20 protein-coding genes are annotated in these 20,249 nt (G+C 72.5%); 9 read left to right on the forward strand and 11 right to left on the reverse strand.

Annotated elements, in window-relative coordinates; all coding sequences use genetic code 11:
• Nucleotides 1–54: 54 nt before the first annotated feature.
• The 4 genes from ACILSK_RS00325 (at nt 55) to ACILSK_RS00340 (ending at nt 1,765) form a co-directional block, all read left to right on the forward strand.
• Complete coding sequence (locus tag ACILSK_RS00325; RefSeq protein WP_395725119.1) at nt 55–462, forward strand: pyridoxamine 5'-phosphate oxidase family protein; 408 nt, start codon at nt 55–57, stop codon at nt 460–462.
• Between the two features lie 134 nt (nt 463–596).
• Entirely contained in the window at nt 597–950 is a 354-nt protein-coding gene (locus ACILSK_RS00330) for a helix-turn-helix domain-containing protein (protein WP_395725120.1), read from the forward strand.
• A 103-nt stretch (nt 951–1,053) separates the two neighbouring features.
• Nucleotides 1,054–1,323, forward strand: a complete 270-nt coding sequence (locus ACILSK_RS00335; protein ID WP_395725121.1) for a hypothetical protein — start codon at nt 1,054–1,056, stop codon at nt 1,321–1,323.
• Nucleotides 1,324–1,507: 184 nt separating this feature from the next.
• A complete protein-coding gene (locus ACILSK_RS00340; RefSeq protein ID WP_395725122.1) occupies nt 1,508–1,765 on the forward strand; it encodes a hypothetical protein in 258 nt (85 codons plus the stop codon).
• Nucleotides 1,766–1,869: 104 nt separating this feature from the next.
• Here ACILSK_RS00340 and ACILSK_RS00345 read toward each other — a convergent pair whose 3' ends face one another.
• The 3 genes from ACILSK_RS00345 to ACILSK_RS00355 are packed head-to-tail and all read right to left on the reverse strand — an operon-like array spanning nt 1,870 to nt 5,260.
• Nucleotides 1,870–2,958, reverse strand: coding sequence for a methionine synthase (locus ACILSK_RS00345; protein WP_395725123.1), 1,089 nt, complete (start codon nt 2,956–2,958; stop codon nt 1,870–1,872).
• Nucleotides 2,958–4,061, reverse strand: a complete 1,104-nt coding sequence (gene mnmA / locus ACILSK_RS00350) for a tRNA 2-thiouridine(34) synthase MnmA (protein WP_395725124.1) — start codon at nt 4,059–4,061, stop codon at nt 2,958–2,960. The genes ACILSK_RS00345 and mnmA overlap by 1 nt, the downstream gene beginning before the upstream one ends.
• The gene (locus ACILSK_RS00355) at nt 4,058–5,260 is read right to left on the reverse strand and encodes a cysteine desulfurase family protein (RefSeq protein ID WP_395725125.1); all 1,203 of its coding nucleotides are present in this window, start codon (nt 5,258–5,260) and stop codon (nt 4,058–4,060) included. The genes mnmA and ACILSK_RS00355 overlap by 4 nt, the downstream gene beginning before the upstream one ends.
• Nucleotides 5,261–5,478: 218 nt before the next feature.
• On the opposite strand from ACILSK_RS00355, the gene ACILSK_RS00360 reads away from it, so the two are divergent.
• Complete coding sequence (locus tag ACILSK_RS00360; protein ID WP_395725126.1) at nt 5,479–5,700, forward strand: hypothetical protein; 222 nt, start codon at nt 5,479–5,481, stop codon at nt 5,698–5,700.
• 97 nt (nt 5,701–5,797) lie between these two features.
• On the opposite strand, the gene ACILSK_RS00365 is transcribed toward ACILSK_RS00360, so the two are convergent.
• From ACILSK_RS00365 to ACILSK_RS00380, 4 genes are all read right to left on the reverse strand, one after another.
• Nucleotides 5,798–6,709, reverse strand: a complete 912-nt coding sequence (locus ACILSK_RS00365) for a lysophospholipid acyltransferase family protein (RefSeq protein ID WP_395725127.1) — start codon at nt 6,707–6,709, stop codon at nt 5,798–5,800.
• Entirely contained in the window at nt 6,706–7,503 is a 798-nt protein-coding gene (locus ACILSK_RS00370) for a GNAT family N-acetyltransferase (RefSeq protein ID WP_395725128.1), read from the reverse strand. Before ACILSK_RS00370 ends, ACILSK_RS00365 begins: the two co-directional genes overlap by 4 nt.
• 118 nt (nt 7,504–7,621) lie before the next feature.
• On the reverse strand, nt 7,622–8,590 hold the full coding sequence (locus ACILSK_RS00375) for an electron transfer flavoprotein subunit alpha/FixB family protein (protein WP_395725129.1): 969 nt from the start codon (nt 8,588–8,590) through the stop codon (nt 7,622–7,624).
• A 26-nt stretch (nt 8,591–8,616) separates the two neighbouring features.
• Nucleotides 8,617–9,396: an electron transfer flavoprotein subunit beta/FixA family protein gene (locus tag ACILSK_RS00380; RefSeq protein WP_395725130.1), complete on the reverse strand. Its 780-nt coding sequence runs from the start codon at nt 9,394–9,396 to the stop codon at nt 8,617–8,619.
• 131 nt (nt 9,397–9,527) lie between these two features.
• Here ACILSK_RS00380 and ACILSK_RS00385 point away from each other — a divergent pair, with 131 nt between their 5' ends.
• Complete coding sequence (locus ACILSK_RS00385) at nt 9,528–10,490, forward strand: nucleoside hydrolase (RefSeq protein WP_395725131.1); 963 nt, start codon at nt 9,528–9,530, stop codon at nt 10,488–10,490.
• A 42-nt stretch (nt 10,491–10,532) separates the two neighbouring features.
• Here ACILSK_RS00385 and ACILSK_RS00390 read toward each other — a convergent pair whose 3' ends face one another.
• From ACILSK_RS00390 to ACILSK_RS00400, 3 genes are read right to left on the reverse strand one after another with little or no spacing between them, the layout of a single operon-like run.
• On the reverse strand, nt 10,533–10,994 hold the full coding sequence (locus ACILSK_RS00390) for a nucleoside deaminase (protein ID WP_395725132.1): 462 nt from the start codon (nt 10,992–10,994) through the stop codon (nt 10,533–10,535).
• Entirely contained in the window at nt 10,991–12,559 is a 1,569-nt protein-coding gene (locus ACILSK_RS00395) for a phytoene desaturase family protein (RefSeq protein ID WP_395725133.1), read from the reverse strand. The genes ACILSK_RS00390 and ACILSK_RS00395 overlap by 4 nt, the downstream gene beginning before the upstream one ends.
• A complete protein-coding gene (locus ACILSK_RS00400) occupies nt 12,556–13,677 on the reverse strand; it encodes a glycosyltransferase family 4 protein (protein WP_395725134.1) in 1,122 nt (373 codons plus the stop codon). Before ACILSK_RS00400 ends, ACILSK_RS00395 begins: the two co-directional genes overlap by 4 nt.
• Nucleotides 13,678–13,743: 66 nt before the next feature.
• Between ACILSK_RS00400 and ACILSK_RS00405 the strand changes: the two genes are divergently transcribed.
• Nucleotides 13,744–14,574, forward strand: a complete 831-nt coding sequence (locus ACILSK_RS00405) for a PIG-L deacetylase family protein (RefSeq protein WP_395725135.1) — start codon at nt 13,744–13,746, stop codon at nt 14,572–14,574.
• Nucleotides 14,571–15,005: an NADAR family protein gene (locus ACILSK_RS00410; RefSeq protein WP_395725136.1), complete on the forward strand. Its 435-nt coding sequence runs from the start codon at nt 14,571–14,573 to the stop codon at nt 15,003–15,005. Before ACILSK_RS00405 ends, ACILSK_RS00410 begins: the two co-directional genes overlap by 4 nt.
• Here the strand turns inward: ACILSK_RS00410 and ACILSK_RS00415 are convergent.
• Complete coding sequence (locus ACILSK_RS00415; RefSeq protein ID WP_395725137.1) at nt 14,949–16,160, reverse strand: YbhN family protein; 1,212 nt, start codon at nt 16,158–16,160, stop codon at nt 14,949–14,951. The genes ACILSK_RS00410 and ACILSK_RS00415 overlap by 57 nt on opposite strands.
• A gap of 226 nt (nt 16,161–16,386) precedes the next feature.
• Between ACILSK_RS00415 and ACILSK_RS00420 the strand changes: the two genes are divergently transcribed.
• Entirely contained in the window at nt 16,387–20,166 is a 3,780-nt protein-coding gene (locus ACILSK_RS00420) for an ABC transporter ATP-binding protein (protein ID WP_395725467.1), read from the forward strand.
• Nucleotides 20,167–20,249 lie beyond the last annotated feature (83 nt).

Here is a 20,249-nt window from a genome sequence, read left to right on the forward strand (position 1 = left end):
ACCGAGCGGGGCGACGATCCGGCGGACGGTCCGGCCCGATGACATGCTCGGGGCATGCCCCACCGATCCGTCGACATCGGCCCCGACATGCTGGCGTTCCTGACCGAGCGGCACCTGGCCACGCTGTCCACGGTGCGCCGGGACGGTTCGCTGCACGTGGTCGCGGTCGGCTTCACCTACGACCCGCAGGCCGGCCTGGTCCGGGTGATCACCGGCGACGGCAGTGTCAAGGTGCGCAACGCCGAACGGCCGGGTCCGGACGGCCGGGCCGCGCGGGCCGCGGTCGGTCAGGTCGACGGCCGCCGCTGGATCAGCCTCGAAGGCAAGGTGCGGATCAGCCGGGAGCCCGCCGACGTCGCGGAGGCCGTGCGGCGGTACGCGCTGCGGTACCGTCCGCCGCGGATCAACCCGCGCCGGGTGGCCCTGTTGATCGCCGTCGATCGGGTCCTCGGGCACGGCTGAGGGGGCCGCTGCGCCGGCTCGGTACCCACGACGGCGCGCCCGACCCGCACCCGGACCCGCACCGTGGCATGCTTGGTTCACATCGCATCGGCATGGATCGGCGCAGTCGCCGATCCGCAGGGAGGCCACCGCTCATGGACAAGCCCACCGACATGGCCGAGGCATTCGGCGCCTTCGTCAAGGCGCAGCGTCAGCTGGCGAACATCTCCCAGCGCCAGTTGGCCAAAGCCAGCGGCATGTCCGACTCCTACCTCAGCCAGATCGAGCGCGGGCAGTACCGGCCGTCGGCCGAGGTCCTGCGTGGGATCGCCGGCGCCCTGCACATCCCGCCGGCGGTGTTGTTCACCCAGTTCGGCCTCCTGGACACGGATGAGGAGCAGGCCCCCCGGGTCAGCGTGGAGGAGGCGATCCGGCTGGACGGCACGCTCACCCAGGACAAGAAGGACGCGTTGCTGCACATGTACCGGACCCTCCGAGAATCTGCTTGATTTATCAAGCAACTTGCTTGACATACTTCGGAATGCTTGGCAGACTAAGCACTGTTCGTTGAACACCACCAAGCCAAGCAGACCCCGAAGGGATGACCTGAAGATGACCGATTACGTCGCCGAGGCCACCAAGACCGCTGACGAGTTCCTGGCCACCGTCGCCAAGGTGCAGGACAACTTCGTCGAGGCCGTCGCGGCCTTCGTCAAGGCCCTGCCCGAGCTGCCCAAGCCGGCCGTCGAGGTTCCGGTTCCGGCCGACCTGCCCACGGCCGAGGACGTCACCGCCGCCGGTTTCGACTTCGCCGAGAAGGTGCTCGCCCAGAGCCGCGCCACCACCGACAAGCTGTTCGCCGCCCTGGCCCCGGCTGCCTGAGACAGGCTGCCGGCACCGCCTGCGCACCACCCGATGGACTCACGGCCGTCCGGGGGACAACGAGCCTCCGGACGGCTGTGACCTCATTTCCTTTTCCGGTTCGACCGCCCCGCCCTCCCGCCGGGGCGGTCGAACCCGGCTCACATATGTCAGTCAGCGCAACCTCACCAGAGGGGCCCGGAACATGAACCAGCGCGTCAGCTTTGCTCCGGCAGTCGGCTCCGGCACGCCCCACCACCAATCACAGATCCGCCGGGTGGACGCGCCCTCGGCGACGCCCAATATTGCCGACCGCTTCGCCGACCTGCTCGCTCCCCTGAGCCCGCGTCGGCGGCGGGGCCTCATCGCCCGCCTCTCCCAGGGCTACTACGAAGGCTGGCGGCCCAGCCGGGCCGAGGTGGCCGCCCTGGTGGCCCAGGAGCTGCGCAAGAGCCCGCGGTAGAACGGCGCCGGCGGCAACCCAGGCTCCGCCGTCGCCACATTCGCCGTCAGTCCGTCCTCGGTGCTGGATAGCGGCCTCGCAAGCTCGGCCGACCGGCGCCCGACCTACCAGTTCTCGGGCGGATCCGGCAGCGCCTGCGCCAACTGCTGAGCCAGCCGCATCGCCCGCACGGCCCAGTCCCGGTCCGCGCCGGCCAGCCCACAGCACGGGGTGGGTACCACCCGCGCAGCAAGCTCCTCGCGGCGGAAACCCAGCCGATTCCAGGCATCCAACAATGGTGCTGCCCAATATCGGAGTGACGCCGACGGTTTGGCCGGCGCCGTGCCGGGAATGATTCCGGCCACGAGAATTCCACCACCGTCGACGAACTCGCCAACCGCATCCAGGGCACTCGTCCGGTCCCCCACGAACGCGAGATCGACAGCCAGTCCGTCGAATCCGCACGCCCGCAGCAGGCGGACCGGTGCATCGGCGTGACAGCAATGGGCGATCGCCGGGTGCCTCTCGATCGACTCCACCACAGCGGCCAGCAGCTCCTGGGCCCGGAGCGCCGGCACCGGCCGCAGGGTCCCGAAACCGCTTGCCGTCGGCAGGCTGCCGGCCAGCACCGCGGGCAATCCGGGCTCGTCGATCTGCACCACCACACCCGCGCCGGGGATGCGCCGCGCCACGTCCGCGACGTGTGCGGCCAACCCCTCGATCAGCGACTCGGCCAGATCCCGGACCGCGCCGGGGTCGGTCAGTGCCCGATGGCCGGACGGCAATTCCAACCCGGCTGCCAGTGTCCACGGACCGCACACCTGGACCTTGACCCAGTCGGCTCCGGCGTACTGCTCCTCGGCCGCGTCGAGATCCCAAGCCATGAAATCCCTGGCCCGCGCCGTGTCCCGCCCCGGCCGACGGCTGATCCGCCACCCGGACGGCACCACCTCGGCCCAGATGTCCACCAGCAGGCCGACCGTCCGGCCGATGAGATCGGCACCCACTCCGCGACCGGGCAACTCGACCAGATGCGGCAGCGCCGGCAGTTCACCGGCCACCATGGCCGCCGCCGCACCCGGCACGATGCCCGGTAACGAGCCGATGCCGGTGGCCGCGCCGGCGGACCAGGCCCGCTTCACCGGGAACTTGGTCAACAACTCCGAGATCTCGCCCGGGTCGGGCAGTTCGATTCGGGGCACGGTCTCGGCCATCAGCCGGTCCGGACGATCGTGCCGGCGGCGATGACGAACTGATCGGCGGACGGACCACCGGCTGGTGCCTGCAGACCCACTCCCCCGTAGAGCACCACGGTCTGGCCGGGCGCCACTCCCCGGCTGGGCTCGTCCAGGCTCAGCCGCAGCTCCCCGTCCACGAGATCGGCCGATCCGCCGACGGTCCCGCCGTGCGCGCGCAACTGCACCTGCGCCCGGACCGGGAAATCGGGACGGCGGCCGCCGGGAAACACCACGCGGTCGGCGACGATCAGCCGGACGTCCAACCCGGTGGCCGGGCCCACCGTGACCGTGCCGCTGACCGGCTCGATTCCGAGCACATACCGTGGCCGACCGTCCGGTGCAGGCCGGTCCAGCCGCAGTCCTTTGCGCTGGCCGATCGTGAAGGCGAAGGCGCCGTCGTGCTCGGCCAACTGCACCCCACTGGCCGCATCCACCACGGCACCCCGTCGGGCCCCCAGCTTCTCGACCAGGTATCCGTGGGTGTCCCCGTCCGGGATGAAACAGATGTCGTACGAGTCCGGCTTGCCGGCCACCGCGAAGCCGCGCTCCCGGGCCAGCTCGCGCACCTGCGGCTTGGTCAACCCACCCAGCGGGAACATGCTGTGGGCCAGCTGATCCGGGGTCAAGACGGCCAGCACATAGGACTGGTCCTTGGCCACGTCGACGCTCCGGTACAGCGTGCCGTCCAGCAGCCGGGCGTAGTGACCGGTGGCGACGGCGTCGAACCCGAGGGCGATCGCCCGGTCCAGCAGCGCGGCGAACTTGATCTTCTCGTTGCAGCGCAGGCACGGGTTGGGCGTGCGACCGGCAGCGTACTCGGCGAGGAAGTCGGCGACCACGTCATCGAGGAAATCCTCGCTGAAATCCCAGACATAGTAGGGGATTCCGAGAAGATCGCAGACCCTCCGGGCGTCGAAGGCATCCTCGACCGTGCAGCAGCCGCGGGAGCCGGTGCGCAGCGTGCCGGGGGTCCGGGACAGCGCCATGTGCACGCCGGTCACGTCGTGGCCGGCCTCCACCGCCAGCGCCGCGGCGACCGCCGAGTCGACCCCGCCGCTCATGGCGGCGAGCACCCTCATCGGCGTCTCGACCCGGCCAGCGCCGCGCGGCGGGACCGCTGCACCGCCGGGCCGATGGCCTCGGCCACCGCGGCCACATCGGCCGCGGTCGAGGTGCGCCCGAAGGTGAACCGCAATGAACCCCGAGCCGCCCGTTCCTCTACCCCCATGCCCAGCAGGACGTGCGAGGGTCGGGCCACGCCGGCCGTGCAGGCCGACCCGGTGGAACACTCGATGCCCGCGGCGTCCAGCAGCATCAGCAGCGAGTCCCCCTCGCAGCCGGGAAACCGCAGATGAGCGTTGCCGGGCAGCCGTGACGGCCCACCCTCCATCAGCCCGGCGCCCGGGTCACCGGTCAGCACGACGTCCGGCACCTTCGCGCTGACGGCGCGGACGAGGTCGTCGCGCAGGGCCGCCTGGGTGACCGCCCGATCGGCCCGATGCGCGACGGCATCGGCCACGGCGACCGCCAGCCCGACGATGCCGGCGACGTCCAGCGTGCCGGAGCGGATGGACCGCTCCTGACCGCCGCCGAACATGATCGGCACGACCGGGGCGTCCCGGCGCAGCACGAGCAGTCCGGCCCCGGCCGGCCCGCCGATCTTGTGGCCCGTGACGGTCAACGCGTCGGCGCCGCAACGGGTGAAGTCGACGGGCAGCTGGCCGAGCGCCTGCACCGCGTCGGTGTGGAACGGGATGCCCTGATGGTGAGCGACCTCGACCAGCTCGCGGATCGGGTTGACCGTGCCCACCTCGTTGTTCGCCCACATCACGGTGACCAGGGCGACGTCGGCCGGGTTCTCCGCGATGGCCGCGGCCAGGGTGTCGGCATGCACTCGACCGAAATCGTCGACCTCGAGCCAGGTGACGGTGGCGCCGTCGTGCCGCACCAGGTGCTCGACCACGTCGAGCACCGCCGGGTGCTCGATCACCGGGGCGAGAATGCGCCGGCGCGACGGATCGGCCGCGACCCTCGCCCGATACATGCCGGCCACGGCAAGGTTGTCCGATTCGGTTCCACCAGAGGTGAAGATGATCTCGCTCGGCCGCGCCCCCACCGCGTCCGCGATGCGTTCGCGTGACTCCTCGACCCGGCGCCGCGCCGCCCGACCGGAGGTGTGCAGCGACGAGGCGTTGCCGGTGAGGGTCATCGCCTGGGACATCGCAGCGATCACTTCCGGCAGCACCGGGGTGGTCGCGGCATGGTCGAGGTACGTCATCGCCCCTCCAGGGTAGGTCCTGACCCCGCAGTACCCCGAATCGCGTTCGCCGACGAACGGTACGGCGGGGGCCGCCTCGGGACCCTCCGGCGGGCCGTCCCCCACTATCCCGGGCATCGTCCGGAGCGTCGGATTGCCGCAAGGCCGGACCTGGACCACGCTGAACGGCGCGACCGCGGCCTCGCGGCGCGCGATGACCGACAGAGGGGATGCCCATCATGGCTGTTTCGGTGAACCTGGGGAAGGCGCTGGACAAGGCGTACGAGAACTCGAGCCTGGAGGAGATCCTGGCCGCGCCGCCGTCGGCGCTGGCCGGCCTGACCGAGAAGCACGACGTGCTGCTCTCGGAACTGGGCATCAAGACCGTCCAGGACCTGGGCTCCAACAAGTACTTCGCCGTCGCCGGCGTCCTGGTCGCGCTGTCCGGCAAGACGGGCTGACCGGCGGTCGCCCGGCCCTGGGGTGGTCGGCCACCGGGGCGACCCGGGTGGTCGGCCGCCACCGGCGGAACACCGGGTCGGCCGGGCCGGGTCGGGCCTATGCTGCTCGATCCGGCCGGTCAACGGCGATCACGGGGTTGCGTGACAGAGCGCGGCGGGACGGTCGGCGGGAGACCGATGTCACATTCGTGGCGACCCGTCGCGGGTCGACGGGGTGCGACTCGGCGCCCAGCGCGTGACTGATCCGACCCCGCGCGTCGTCCGCGGCGCGGGCCCGGTGATGGGCTCGATGGCCACCGTCCTCGGTGGCCGCGGCCGGGGTGTGCCAGCGCACCCGGACGAGCACCGGCCCGGCTCGGAGCACCCGCCAGGTGGATGCCAGCAGGGTGTCGTCACCGACGAAGGCCGTCGACCCGGTCGGCCGGCCCCGACGGTCGGCGTAGTCGATCGACACCGGCTGCACCGGGGCCGCGGCGTCGACGGCGGCCTGGAACCCCGCCCGGTGAAATGCTCCCGGCGGTCCGCCGCTGGTCGTGGTCCCTTCCGGAAACAGCAGCACCCGATACCCACGGCGCAGGGCGGACGTGATCCGGTCCACGGTGGCCGGCAGGTCGCGGCCGATCCGGCGGCTGACGAAGACGGTCCCGGTGCGCCGGGCGAGCGGGCCGATCAGCGGCCAGTGCGCCACCTCGCACTTGGCCACCGGGACCACCGGTGAGGTGGCCGTGATGGCCAGGATGTCGACCCAGGAGACGTGATTCGCCACCACCAGGGCGGCACCGTCCCGGGCCGCGCCCGTCGTCAGGAGGCGGATACCCAACGCGCGCAGCAGCATTCGCGACCCCAGCGCGGCGGCGACGCCGGCCCGTCGGGTTCGCCCGTAGGCCGGGCCGGCCGTGGCGGCGGCGAGGATGATGATCGAGGCGAGCAGCGCGGTCCCCAGGCACAGCACCATCCGGCCGGCGGCGGCCAGCCGGGTCCGGTCGATCGCCGGCGCCCTCCGGGTCACCGTTCGACCGGTGAGAACCGGCCCAGATGACCGGGTTTGACCAACGCCAGGTCGAGCAGCAGCAAGAAGTCGGCGGTGCCGAACATCTCGTCGTGCGCCGGTGGCCCGCAGACCTTGGCCCCCAACCGCAGGTAGCCGGCCAGCAGCGGCGGGATCTCGGCCCGCGCAGCCCGGGGCAGCCGACCGATCGGGACCGGGTTGCGTGGCCGGCACCGCCGGTGGGCGGGCGCGAGGTGCTCGGCCACCGCCCGGTCCCAGAACGCTGCCGCCGATCGACCGCCGTCGGTGATCGGCATGGAGGCGCAGCCGAGCAGGTACCGATGGCCGGCCGACTCCAGATAGGACGCGATCCCGCGCCACAGCATGGCGATGGCCGGACCGCCGCGGTGATCGGCCCGCACGCAGGCCCGGCCGAGCGCGACCGTGCGGTCGAGGATCGACTCCATCGGCATGAGACCGAATTCACCGTTCGCGCACAGGCCGTTGGCGCGCGGCTGATGATCGTTGCTGTGCGGCGGCAACAACCGGTAGGTGCCGACCGCCTCGGCCGGATGGCCGGGCCGGCGATGCCAGACGATGAGGTGGTCACACAGGTCGTCGTACTCGTCGGCATCCAGACCGGGCGGTCCCGGCGTGACCGCACCCAGCTCGAGCGCGAAGACGCCGTAGCGCAGGGATTGTGCGGCGATCACGTCGGCCTGGCTGGTGGCGAGCCGCAGGACGTAGTCGGCCGGGCGGTGTTGACGGGGCAGGGGATTCGTCGGCGACGCCGACAGGTGCTGACTGGTCGTCACGGTGGCTCATCGTGACGCGGCCGGGCCAGCATCGGCCGACGCCGCCGTGTCCGCCTCCCGACGGCCAGGTGAATTTCCGCGGACGGCGGCCGCGCCCGGCGCGGCCGCCGATCCCCGGTCAGCCCTTGCGCTCGCGCACCGCCGCGGCCAACTGCGGCGCGACGGCAAACAGATCGCCGACCACGCCGAAGTCGGCGATCTCGAAGATCGGGGCGTCCGCGTCCTTGTTGACCGCGACGATCGTCTTCGAGGTCTGCATGCCGGCCCGGTGCTGGATCGCACCCGAGATCCCCAGGGCGACATACACCTGCGGGGACACCGTGGTGCCGGTCTGCCCCACCTGGAACTGCGGCGGGTAGTAGCCCGAATCCACCGCGGCCCGCGAGGCGCCGACCGCGCCGCCGAACGCGTCGGCGAGCTCCTCGACGACCTTGAAGCTCTCGGCCGAACCGACGCCCCGACCGCCGGAAACGACGACCGACGCGGCGGAAAGTTCGGGGCGATCGCCGGCCGGCTCCGGGTGGTCGGCGACGATCACGGCGGAGATCGCGGGATCGACGGTGACCTCGAGGGGTGTCACGGTCGGCGACGCGGCGGTCCCGGCTCCCTCGATCGCGCCGGGCCGGACGGTGAGGATCGGGACGCCGGTGGCCACCGTGGCACGCACGGTGTAGGAGCCACCGAACACCGAGTGGGTGGCGACGACGGTGCCGTCCTGGTCGGCGACATCGACGACGTCGGCGAGCAGGCCGGAGTTGAGCCGCACGGCCAACCGGCCGGCCACTTCCCGTCCCTCGACGGTCGCGGCCAGCAGGATCGCCGCCGGGTCACCGGCCGCGGCGGCCGCAGCGGCCAGGCCGGCCACCGCCGGGGTGACCAGGAACCCGGTCGCCTCGTCGGACTCGGCCGCGTACACCTTGGCCGCGCCCCACGCGCCCAACTCGCCGGCCAGCGCCTCGGCCGTGCCGGGCTTGCCGACGACGACGGCCGCCGGCTCACCCAGCCGGGTGGCCGCGGCCAGCAGTTCACCGGTCACCTTGGCCAGCGCACCCTCGTGCTGCTCGACCAGAACAAGAACCTCGGACATGTCTGTCTCTCCTTCTGCCGGCCGCGTCAGATGAGCCGGGCCGCGGCCAGGAACTCGGCGGCCTTGCTGCCGCCGGTGCCGTCGTCGGTGATCTTCTCGCCGGATTCCTTCGCGGGGCGGGGGGCCGCGTCCAGCACGACGGTGGCCGCGTTGGCGAGCCCGACGGTCCCGGCCGCCAGGCCCAGGTCGCCGATGCCCAGCACGGTGACCGGCTTCTTCTTCGCGGCCATGATGCCCTTGAAGCCGGGGTACCGGGGCTCGTTGATCTTCTCGGTCACCGAGACCAGAGCCGGCAGCCCGGCCGTGACCTCGCTGTAGCCGCCGTCCCGGACCCGCTCGGCGCGCACCGTGCCGCCGTCGATCTCCAGGCTGCGCACCGAGGTGACCTGGGGCAGGCCGAGCCGCTCGGCGATCATCGACGGGACGGAGCCGGTACGGCCGTCGGTCGACTCGTTGCCGGTGATCACCAGGTCGGCCGACAGGGTGCCGATCGCGGCGGCCAGCGCCGCCGAGGTCTGCAAGGCGTCGGAGCCGGCCAGGCCATCGTCGACGACGTGCACGGCCTTGTCCGCACCCATCGCCAGGGCCTTGCGCAGCGCCTCGGTGGCCCGCTCCGGCCCCATGGTGACCACGGTGACCTCGCCGCCGTGTTGCTCGACCAACTGCAAAGCGGCTTCGACGCCGCGGGAGTCGATCTCGTCGATCACGGCGTCGGCGGCATCCCGGTCCAGCGTCCAGTCGGAATCCGTCAGGACCCTTTCCGACCAGGTGTCCGGTACCTGCTTGATCAGAACGGCAATGTTCATCGCCGGCATTCACCCCTCGTGCCTCTTCGGAGAACCCATCATGCCCGGCGGCACCGACAGTCCGGCCGCCGCGGCTAAGTTACTGGCCAGTAGCTTACGCCACGACGCCGTCGGATGGCAGGCTTGCGGCCATGGCCCCGACCCCGGTGATCATGGACGTGGACACCGGCATCGATGACGCGTTCGCGCTGATGCTCGCCGTTCGGCACCCCGAGGTCGAGCTGCGGGCCGTGACCTGCGTCGGCGGGAACACCGGCGTCGACCAGGTGGTCGCCAACACCTGCTACGTGCTGGACGCGGCCGGCGCCGGGGAGATCCCGCTGGCCCGCGGGGCGTCGGCACCGCTCCTGGTGCTGCCGGCCGACGCGGGCCGGTTTCACGGCGGCGACGGGCTGGGCGGCTTCTCCCGGCAGTCGGATCGGCGCATCGACCGGCGGCCGGCGATCGAGCTGCTCCGGCACGAGCTGTCCGCCGCCGTGGCGACCGGCGAGCCGATCACCGTCGTCGCCACTGCGCCGCTGACCAACATCGCCCTGCTGCTGCGCGCCCACCCCGAAGTCGCGGCCGGCATCGAGCGGCTGATCTTCATGGGCGGCTCGGCCGGATCCGGCAACGTCACCGCGGCTGCCGAGCACAACGTGTTCCACGACCCGGAGGCCGCCGCGATCACCCTGGCCGCCGCCCGCGACCTGGCCGTCCCCACCACGATGTACGGGCTGGACGTCTTCGGGCAGGTGCTGGTCGACCGGTCGGACGCCGATCGGCTCGCGGCCTACCTCGACCCGGCCTGCCAGCTCGCCGCGGCGCTCATCCGCGCCCGGTGCACGCTGCTCGACGTGGACGCGATCACCATCGGCGACGCCGGCACGATCTGCGCCGTGGCCGACCCGGAGGGGCTGACCACCCACCCCTACCCGGTGCGGGTGGAGACCGGCTTCGGGTACGCCCGCGGCCAGACGACGGTCGACCGGCGGGAGTCCCCGGTCGATCGGGTGCGGCTGCCCGGTCACCTCCCGCCCACCGTCGTCGACGTCGCCGAGCACGTCGATGCCCGGGGGTACGCGGATCTGTGGGTGCGCACGCTGCTGGGCTGACCCCGACCGCGACCGCCCGACCGCGACCGCGCGGTCCGACGCTCAGTCCGGGACGCCGATGTCCTCGTTCCAGAGCGACGGTCGTTCGGCGATGAACGCGGTCATCATGGCGACGCACTCCGGGTCGTCCAGCACGGTGACCTCGACCCCGCGGCTGCGCAGCAGGTCCTCGGCGCCCAGGAACGTCTGGTTCTCACCGATGATCACCCGCGGGATCTTGTAGAGCAGGATCGCCCCGGTGCACATGTCGCACGGCGAGAGGGTCGTCACCATCGTCGCTCTCGCGTACACCGTGGCCGGCAGCCGGCCGGCGTTCTCCAGGCAGTCGGTCTCCCCGTGCCGGATCGCGCTGCCCAGCTGGACCCGCTTGTTCCAGCCGGTGGCCAGCAGACCACCGTCCACGATCAGGGCGGCGCCGATCGGGATGCCGCCCTCGGCCAATCCCTGCCGGGCGGCCCGCACGGCCGCGGCGAGATGGTCCGGATCCACCAGCGCACCTGTCACTTCGTTCCTCCGGTCAGCTCGATGAGGGCATCGACGGCGGCCGCCCCGCCCAGGCCGGACACCCCGCCGCCCCGACGGGAGCCCGCGCCCGCCAACAGGATCCGCCGGCAACCCGGCACCTCGACGCCGTAGGCGGCGGCCGGGGTGTCGACGGGGAAGTCGTCGGCGAGCCACGGCCAGCTCAGGTCGTCGTGGAAGATGTTGCCGCCCGGCATGTTCAGGCTGCTTTCGAGATCGACCGGGGACGCGATGTCCACGCAGGGCTCACCGTTGATGTCCCGGGCCAGGCAATCCAGCAGCGGTTCGGCCAGGTGCTTCTGCAATGCGATCAACGCACCCTGGGCCGCGGCCGAGCGGGCCGCATCCGGGTCGTCCCGGAACAGCTCGACCGGGGTGTGCAGTCCGAACAGGGTCAGGGTGGCCCCGGGGTGGCCGTTCATGATCGTCGGATCGGTCAGCGAATGGCAGTACACCTCCGACGGAACGACGGCCGGCAGGGTGCCCGCTCGTGAGATGGAGTATGCGGCTTCGAGTTCGGACAGCTCTTCGTTGAGATGCATCGTCCCGGCGAACGCGGTGCGCGGATCCAACCCGGACCTGAGCCGGGGTAACCGGTCCAGCAGCATATTGACCTTGATCTGGGCGCCGACCGGATCTTCGGTCTCCCGGTTCAGGCACCGGTCGAGCACTGACGGCGCGATCGCAGCGAGCACATACGGTGCCTCGAACGTGACCTGCGCGCCTTCTCGGGAGGCGGTCACGGTCACCGCATCCGCAGACTCCTCGATGTCGATCACCGTGGCGCCACAGACGATCTCGACACCAAGTTCGCGAGCCCGCCGGACCAGCGCATCGGACACCGCGCCCATCCCGCCGATCGGCACCAACCACTCACCGGCGCCGCGACCGATCAGGTGGTACAGGAAGCACCGATTGGCCAGCAGATCGGGGGCGAACAGGGACGTGTGGGTGCCGATCAGAGCGTCGGTGGCCACCACGCCCCGGACGGTGTCGTCCCGGAAGCGGCGTTCGATCATCCCGCCGATCGGTTCCTCGACCAGGTCGTCCCACACCTGGGCGCCGGCCACGGCCGTCACCGCGTCGGCGACCTCGTGCCGCCGGCGCAGCGGGCCGGTCAGGGTCGGGGCGACCGCTCCGGCCAGCGCCAGGATCTCGGCATACAACCGACGCCAGGCGGCGAAATCCTCGCCCGAACCGGTCACCTCGCGGAACGACTGCTCGGTCGCCGGACCCAGGTGACGCTCGACCAGCAGCCCGGACGCGGCGCCGTTGCGCACCACCGGCGTGTAGGACGAGACCGCGCGGGACGCCAGCGGAATCGCGATGCCGAGCCGCCGGATCAGCTCGTCGGGCATCAGCGCGATCAGGTAGGCGTACCGGGACACCCGGGCCGGGTGCGGCGGAAACACCCGCTCCCCCACCGTGGCCCCGCCGGGCTCCCCGGCCCGCTCCAGCAGGGTCACCGAGCGCCCCGCCGATGCCGCGAGAATGGCGGCGACCAGACCGTTGTGGCCGCCACCGATCACCAGTACGTCGTTCGTCATGCGGTCGCCCCTCGGATCGCCATGGCCCGCCGGTACTCCCGATCGACCGTTGCCAGCACGGTGGACCACGCCGTCGGCGGCGCCGTGGTCCGATTGTGATCGGCGATCGCGCGCCGCAACTCGACATCCGTGGCCAGCTCGACCAGCGCCGCCGTCATCTGCGCGTCCCCGTCGGCCAGCAGGCCCTCCCGCCGGTCGGCGACGAACTCGGTGATGCCGGTGGCCCGCATCGCCACCACCGGCAGGCCGGCGCAGCGCGCCTCCAGCGCCGCGATCCCGAACGACTCGAGATAGGCCGGGGCCAGGAAGATGTCGGCCCGCCGGTAGATCTCGGTCAGCTCGGCCCGGTCCACCCGGCCGGCCAACCGAACCGAGTCGGCCATGTCGTTCCGCCGGACGTACCGGCGCATCCGCGGCATCAGCTTGCCGTCCCCGAAGACGGTCAACCGCAGGGTGGCCGGCGAACCGGCGGCGGCCAGCCGGCGCTGCGCCGCGCGCACCATGGCCAGCATCGGCAGCGGTCGCTTGCGCACCGACAACCGCATGGTGCTGACCACCTCGATCACACCGGGGTCGTGCTCGGCCGGTTCGATGGCCCAGTCCTGCGGGTCCAGACCGTTGGGCACACCGACGACGTCGACCCCGGTCCGCTCGCGCAACGGGCGGGCCGCGGCCTCGCTCACCGCGCTCAGCGCGATCCGCCGGGCGATGTCCGGAGTGGTCCATGGGGTCAGGATGTCCGGCAGGCGGAACGATGCCGGCAGGCAGTGCACGGTCACCGCGACCGGCAGGCCCAGGTCCAGGGCGACCCGCACCCCGGCCGCGGCGAACGGTGATCCGACCCCGGCGTGCACATGCACCAGGTCATACTTGCCGGCCAGCAGGGTGCGTCGGATCGGGCGGGACGGGATCGGATTGTTCGCGATCTCGGCGGGGATCGGGATGCCCGACCGGTGAATGGGCACCGGGAACCTGCGGCCGGCCATCCGGCGCGGCAGCGGAGTCGCGGTTAGCACCTCGGGTTCCAGGCCGGCCGCCTGCTGCCGCCGGGTCAGGTCGTTGACCTGCATTTCGATGCCACCCAGCCGGGGAACGAAGCAGTCCGAGATGTGCGCCACCCGCACGATCCCACCGCCTCCGCTCCCGCACCCCGGTCGTCACCGGCTCTGGGTCAGACTAGTCCCGTGCCCCGCACCGTCGTCTTCGTCCACGCCCACCCCGACGACGAGGCCCTGCTCACCTCCGGCACCATGGCCGCCCTGGTCGCGCATGGTCATCGGGTGGTGCTGGTGGTGGCCACCGCCGGCGAGGCCGGGCTGGCGGCCGACCCGTTGCGCGGTGATCTCGGCGAGCGACGGCTGGCCGAGTTGCACGCCTCCGCCGAAGTGCTCGGGGTGAGCCGGGTCGAGGTGCTCGGCTACGCCGATTCCGGGCTGGCCGACGACCCCACCCCCGCTCCCCGGCCGGGCCGGCTGCCCCGGCTGGTCGACGCGCCCGTCCCGGAGGTCGCCGCCCGGGTCGCCGACCTGCTGCGCGAGGAACGGGCCGACGTGGTCACCGGGTACGACGCGAACGGCGGATACGGCCATCCGGACCACGTCGCGGTGCACCACGTCGCAGCGGCCGCCCGTGACCTCGCCGGGACCCCGTTGCTGTTGGAGGCGACGGTGCCGCGGGACCGGCTGCTGGCCGCGGCCCGCCGGGTCAACCGGCTGCTGCCGCCCACCCGCCGGGTCGATCTGGGCCCGTGGACCCACGCCTACAGCGCCGCCCGGGACGTCACGCACTGCATCGATGTGCGCCGGTTCGCCCCGGCCCGGCGGGCGTCCATGCGGGCCCATGCCTCGCAGGCCACCGCCGACTCCGGCGCCCGCACCCTTGGCGTCTTCACCAAGGTGCCGCCCCCGCTGTTCGGGGCCGTCTTCGGGCACGAGTGGTACCGCCAGCCCGGCCTGACCGGGCCCGTGCGGCACCGCTCCCTGTTCGCCACCCTGCCGCCCGCGGAGAAGGCATGATCGTCATCCACTTCTACGGGCCCGACGACGCGTGGGGTGAGTTCTCCAACTTCTACCCGTCGCCGATGACGGTCGGCGGGCTGAGCTGGCCGACCAGCGAGCACTACTTCCAGGCGGCCAAGTTTCCCGGCTCGCCGCACGCCGAGCGGATCCGGTGGGCGGTGACGCCGGCGGCGGCCAAGTCGCTGGGCGGCGACCGCACGATCGCCCTGCGCGCGGACTGGCTCGCCGTCCGGGACGAGGTGATGCGGACGGCCCTGCTGGCCAAGTTCACCCAGCACCGGGACCTGGGGGCCCTGCTGCTGGGGACCGGCGACACCCCGCTGGTCGAGCACACCGAGTACGACGCCTACTGGGGCGACGGTGGCGACGGGTCAGGGGTCAATCGCCTGGGGCAGTTGCTGATGCAGATCCGGGCCGAGCTGGCCTGACCCGCCCGCCCCGGCCGGCCCAGGCAGCCCGGCCGGCCGGACGGACACGGGTTGCTCGCTCGGCTCGGCCGGCCGCTTCTTGCGGCCCCACAACCAGACCAGCCAGGCGGCGATCCCGAACGGAATCTCGATGACGTGCGTGAAGATGGTGAACAGCAGGGTGCCGGCGGCCGCCTCCGCGGCTCCCGCGCCCATCGCGACCAGCAGGGCGACCGACCCGGCCTCGACCAGGCCCAGGCCACCTGGGGTGACCGCGACCGAGGTCAGCAACCGGCCGAGCGCGAATGCGGCGAGCATGGTGCCGATGCCGACGACCGCGCCGCAGATGTGCAGGCAGATCCAGAACAGGACGAAGTAGATGACGAAATAGCCAAGGGTGCCCAGGGTCATCTGCAGCCAGCCGTGCCGCATCACGTCCTGGGTCTGCGCGCGGAGCTGGGCGATGCCCTGTTCCCAGCCCAACTGCCTAGGTCGCCGGATGAGCCGCAGGAATCCCTCGGCGGCCCGTTGGATCAGCCGGCCGACCGTGTGCGCGGCCCGGTCACTGATCATGACGACCACGAACAACGCCAGCAGGGCCACCAGGGTGAGCACACCGACCAGGGCCGCGTCCCGCAGGGCCGGATTGATATGGCCGCCCTGCAGGAGCAGCGCCGCCAGCCCGACCAGCGGCAGCACCACCTTGCCGGCGGTGGCGAACACGCCGCCGAGCACGACTGAAATGCCGATCGCGGACCGGCCGAACCCCCAGGACCGGCAGATCGCATAGGTCGCGCCGATGCCGAGTGCCCCGCCGAACGGCAGGGTGTTGGCCACCAGCGAGCCGGCCAGGTTGACCACCAGTGCGCGGCCGTGACTGATCCCCGGAAGCGCGCCGGTGATGGTGAAGGTGAAGGCGAGCAGCGCGCACAGCTGCAGGGCGCCGAGCAGCACCAGCGCCGGCACCGGGAGCCGGCTCAGCGGCTCGGCGATCTCGCTCCAGCCGACCCCGGCGATCCGGGGCAGGCCCCAGATCAGCAGGGCGACCGCCAACGCCAACGACCCCACGTCCCGGACGATCCGCCACCAGACCCGGCCGCGCCGCCACCAGGGGCGCCGCGGTAGCGGTTCCGGCTCCGGCGACGGCGACGGCGACGTCGGTGGGGTGGGCTGCACCGGACCAGGGTGTCATGCCGACCGGTCCGACCGGGTGATCGGCGGCCGGGTGCCGCGGCCGGCCACGGCGGCCGAACTCGGCCGGGAGGCACTGTCCGACCGCGCGTCTACCGTGTCGTTTGTGCCAGCAATAACCTCCACGTCGACCGTCGAGCCGACCAGCGGTCGCGGGACCGGTGGCGCCGACGGCCGGCCGCCCACGCCGGCCGGGGCCGGCCCGGGCTGGCTGCGTCGCCTCGCGGGGTACTGCTGGCGGCACCCGGTGATCACCGTGTTGGCCGGCGCGGCCGCGGTCGGCGGCGTCGGCCTGGGCGCGCTGACTCCGCTGCTCACCCAGATCGCGGTCGACGACGCGACGTCCGGCACCACCGCGAACCTGGTCTGGGTCATCGCCGGTCTCGTCGCCCTGGCGTTGATCCGGTTCGGGTCGTCGTTCCTGCGCCGGTGGGCCGGCGGCCGGCTGTCCCTGGACGTGCAGCACGACATGCGGCAGGACGTGTTCGGCGCCCTGCAGGGGCTCGACGGGTCGGGCCAGGACCGGCTGCGCACCGGGCAGGTGGTGTCCCGGGCCAACACCGACCTGCAGATGGTCCAGTCGCTGCTGGCCATGGTGCCGCTGGCGGCCGGTCAGGTGGTGCTGTTCGTCGTCTCCCTGGTGATCATGCTGGTGCTCTCACCGTTGCTCACGGTGATGGCGCTGCTGGTGGTGCCGGCGGTCGTGCTGGTCACCCGGCTGACGCGGACCAAGCTCTTCCCGGCCACCTGGGCGGCGCAGCAGTCGGCCGCCGAGGTCGCCGAGATCGTCGAGGAAGACGTGACCGGCGTCCGCGTGGTCAAGGCGTTCGGCCAGGAGGAACGGGAGCTGGGCCGGTTGCGCGACGGCGCGACCGCCCTGTTCGCGACCCGGATGCGGGCGGTGCGCAGCACCGCGGCGATCAGCCCCGCCCTGCAGGCATTGACCTCGCTGGGGCAGGTCGGCGTCCTCGCACTGGGCGGCTGGCTCGCGCTGAACGGCTCGATCTCGCTGGGCACGTTCCTGGCTTTCACGCTGTACCTGGCGCAGCTGGTGGCCCCCACCCGGATGCTGACGATGCTGCTGGTGCTGGCCCAGCAGGCGCGCGCGTCGGTGGAACGGGTGCTGGAGATCGTCGATTCGCTGCCCGGGATCACCGAGCCGGCCGATCCGCGTCCGCTGCCGGCCGGCCCGCTGGGCGTGCGGTTCGACGGCGTCCGGTTCGGCTACCAGGCCACCGAGCCGGTGCTGCGCTCGTTCGACCTCGACGTGCCCGCGGGGTCGACGGTGGCCCTGGTCGGGCCGTCCGGATCGGGCAAGTCCACCGTGTCCCTGCTGCTCCCCCGGTTCTACGACCCGCAGGCGGGCACGCTGCGGGTCGGCGGGACGGACATCCGCGAGGTGGCGATGGACGACCTCCGGTCCACCGTGGGGGTCGTGTTCGAGGAGGCTTTCCTGTTCTCCGACAGCATCGCGGCCAACATCGCGTACGGCCGTCCGGACGCCACCCCCGACGACATCCGCGCGGCCGCCGCGGGGGCCGAGGCGGCCGAGTTCATCGAAGCCATGCCGGACGGGTACGACACGGTGATCGGTGAGCGGGGACTGACCCTGTCCGGCGGCCAGCGGCAGCGGCTGGCGTTGGCCCGGGCGCTGCTGACCGACCCGCGCGTGCTGATCCTGGACGACGCGACCAGCGCGGTGGACCCGGTCACCGAGGCGGCCATCCACGCCACCCTGCGCAAGATCACCGCGAACCGGACCACCATCCTGGTCGCGCACCGCCGCTCCACCCTCGACCTGGCCGATCGGATCGCCGTGGTCGTGGCGGGCCGGGTGGCCGACTACGGCACCCACGCCGAACTGGTCGGCCGCTGCCCGCTGTACCGGCAGTTGCTCGGCGGGGAACTCGCCGACGACCAGACCCCGGCGGCGGCACCCACCGGCGTACCGAACGCGAACGGGGTCACCCCCGAGCTGTGGCCCACCGCGGACGCCACGGCCGAGGCGGGGAACGGGTCGGCCACGGAGGCGGCCGCCAAGGATGCCGAACTGGCCCGGGCCGGCACCCAGGCCCTGCGCGCGGCCGGCGGTGGCGCTCCGCCGCTGCGGATGGGCGGTGGCCGGGGCGGCGGCGGGGCCGGCGGCTTCGGCTTCACCGGCATGCTCGGCTCGGTGCCGCCGACCCCGGAACTGCTCGCCCAGGTCGCCGGACTGCCGCCGGCGGCCGACCGGCCGCTGCCGGCGGGGCCGGCGGAGTCCGGCCGGTTCAGCCTGCGCCGGACGCTGCGTCCGGTGCTCGGCCTGCTCACGGTGGCCCTCGTCCTGGTCGCCGCCGATGCCGGCGCGAGCCTGCTGCTGCCCGTGCTGATCCGGTACGGCGTGGACAACGGGGTCTCCGCGGGCTCGGTCCAGGTCGTGCTCGCGGTCGCCGGCCTGGCGTTGCTGGTGGTCGCCGCCGACTACCTCATCCAGCGGTTCCAGCTGCTGGCCGCCGGGCGGGCCGGCGAGAACGTGCTGTTCCGGCTGCGGGTGCGCGAGTTCGCCCATCTGCAACGGCTGGGCCTGGATTACTACGAGCGGGAGATGGCCGGCCGGATCATGACCCGGATGACCACCGACGTCGATGCACTCTCGACGTTTCTGCAGACCGGGCTGGTCACCTCGCTGGTCTCGCTGGTCACCTTCGCCGGCATCGCCGTGGTGCTGATGGTGATGGACCTGGGGCTGGCGCTCATCGCCTTCCTGGCGCTCCCACCGGTGGTCGTGGCCACCGTGATCTTCCGCCGGTTCTCGGCCCGCGCGTACCACGATGCCCGGGAGAAGGTCGGCATCGTCAACGCCGACCTGCAGGAGAACGTGGCCGGCCTGCGCGTCTCCCAGGCACTGGGCCGGCAGCAGCGCAACGCGGAGGGGTTCTCCGCGCGCAGCGACGACTACCGCCGCAGCCGGATGCGGGCGCAGACCGCGATCTCCATCTACTTCCCGTTCGTCGCGCTGATGTCCGAACTGGCCGCCGCCGCGGTGCTCGGCTCGGGGGTGCTGCGGGTCATCGCCGGGACGATGACCGTCGGGACGTTGATCGCTTTCGTGCTCTACCTGGACAGCTTCTTCACCCCCATCCAGCAGCTGTCCCAGGTGTTCGACTCCTACCAGCAGGCCCAGGTCGGCCTGCGCCGCATCGGTGAACTGCTGGACACCCCGACGACCACCCCGGCGGCCCTGCACCCGGTGTCGGTCCCGCCCACCCTGGGTGAGCTCGCCACCGTCGATATGGGCTTCCGGTACGCGGGCGGTGACGGGACACCGCCCGCCCTGGACGGGGTGAACCTGCGTTTCGCCCCCGGTGAGACCGTCGCCGTCGTCGGGTCGACCGGCGCCGGCAAGTCAACGCTGGTGAAGGTGCTGGCCCGGTTCTACGACCCGACGGCAGGGTCCGTCGTCGCCGGCGGCACCGACCTGCGTCGCTTCGAGCTCTCGGCCTACCGGCAGCGGTTGGGCGTGGTGCCGCAGGAACCCCACCTGTTCATCGGCACCGTCCGGGACAACATCGCCTACGGCCGACCCGACGCCAGCGACGCGCAGGTGGAGGCGGCGGCCCGGTCGGTCGGAGCGCTGGCCGCGATCGGCTCGCTCACCGGCGGGTTCCACCACCTGGTCGACGAACGGGGCCGCAATCTGTCGGCCGGCCAGCGGCAGCTGATCTCGCTGGCCCGGGCCGAACTGGTCGATCCGCAGATCCTGTTGCTCGACGAGGCGACCGCGGCGCTCGACCCCGCAGCGGAGGCTGCCGTGCTGGCCGCGACCGACCGCCTGACCCGGGGGCGGACCACCGTGGTGGTCGCGCACCGGCTGACCACCGCAGCCCGCGCCGACCGGATCGTGGTGATGGAGCACGGCCGGGTCGCCGAGACGGGTCGGCACGAGGCGCTCCTCGCGGGTGGCGGAGTCTACGCCCGGCTCTACGCCGAACAGGCCCGAACAAGTGGGTGACGCCACTCGAGTACCCGAGCGTCGGCATCGACGACAGGTTTAGCCTGGGTGCACCGGCCCACCATCTTCCAGAACAGGCGGAC

It is taken from the genome of Nakamurella sp., from assembly GCF_044224575.1.
Lineage (GTDB): Bacteria > Actinomycetota > Actinomycetes > Mycobacteriales > Nakamurellaceae > Nakamurella.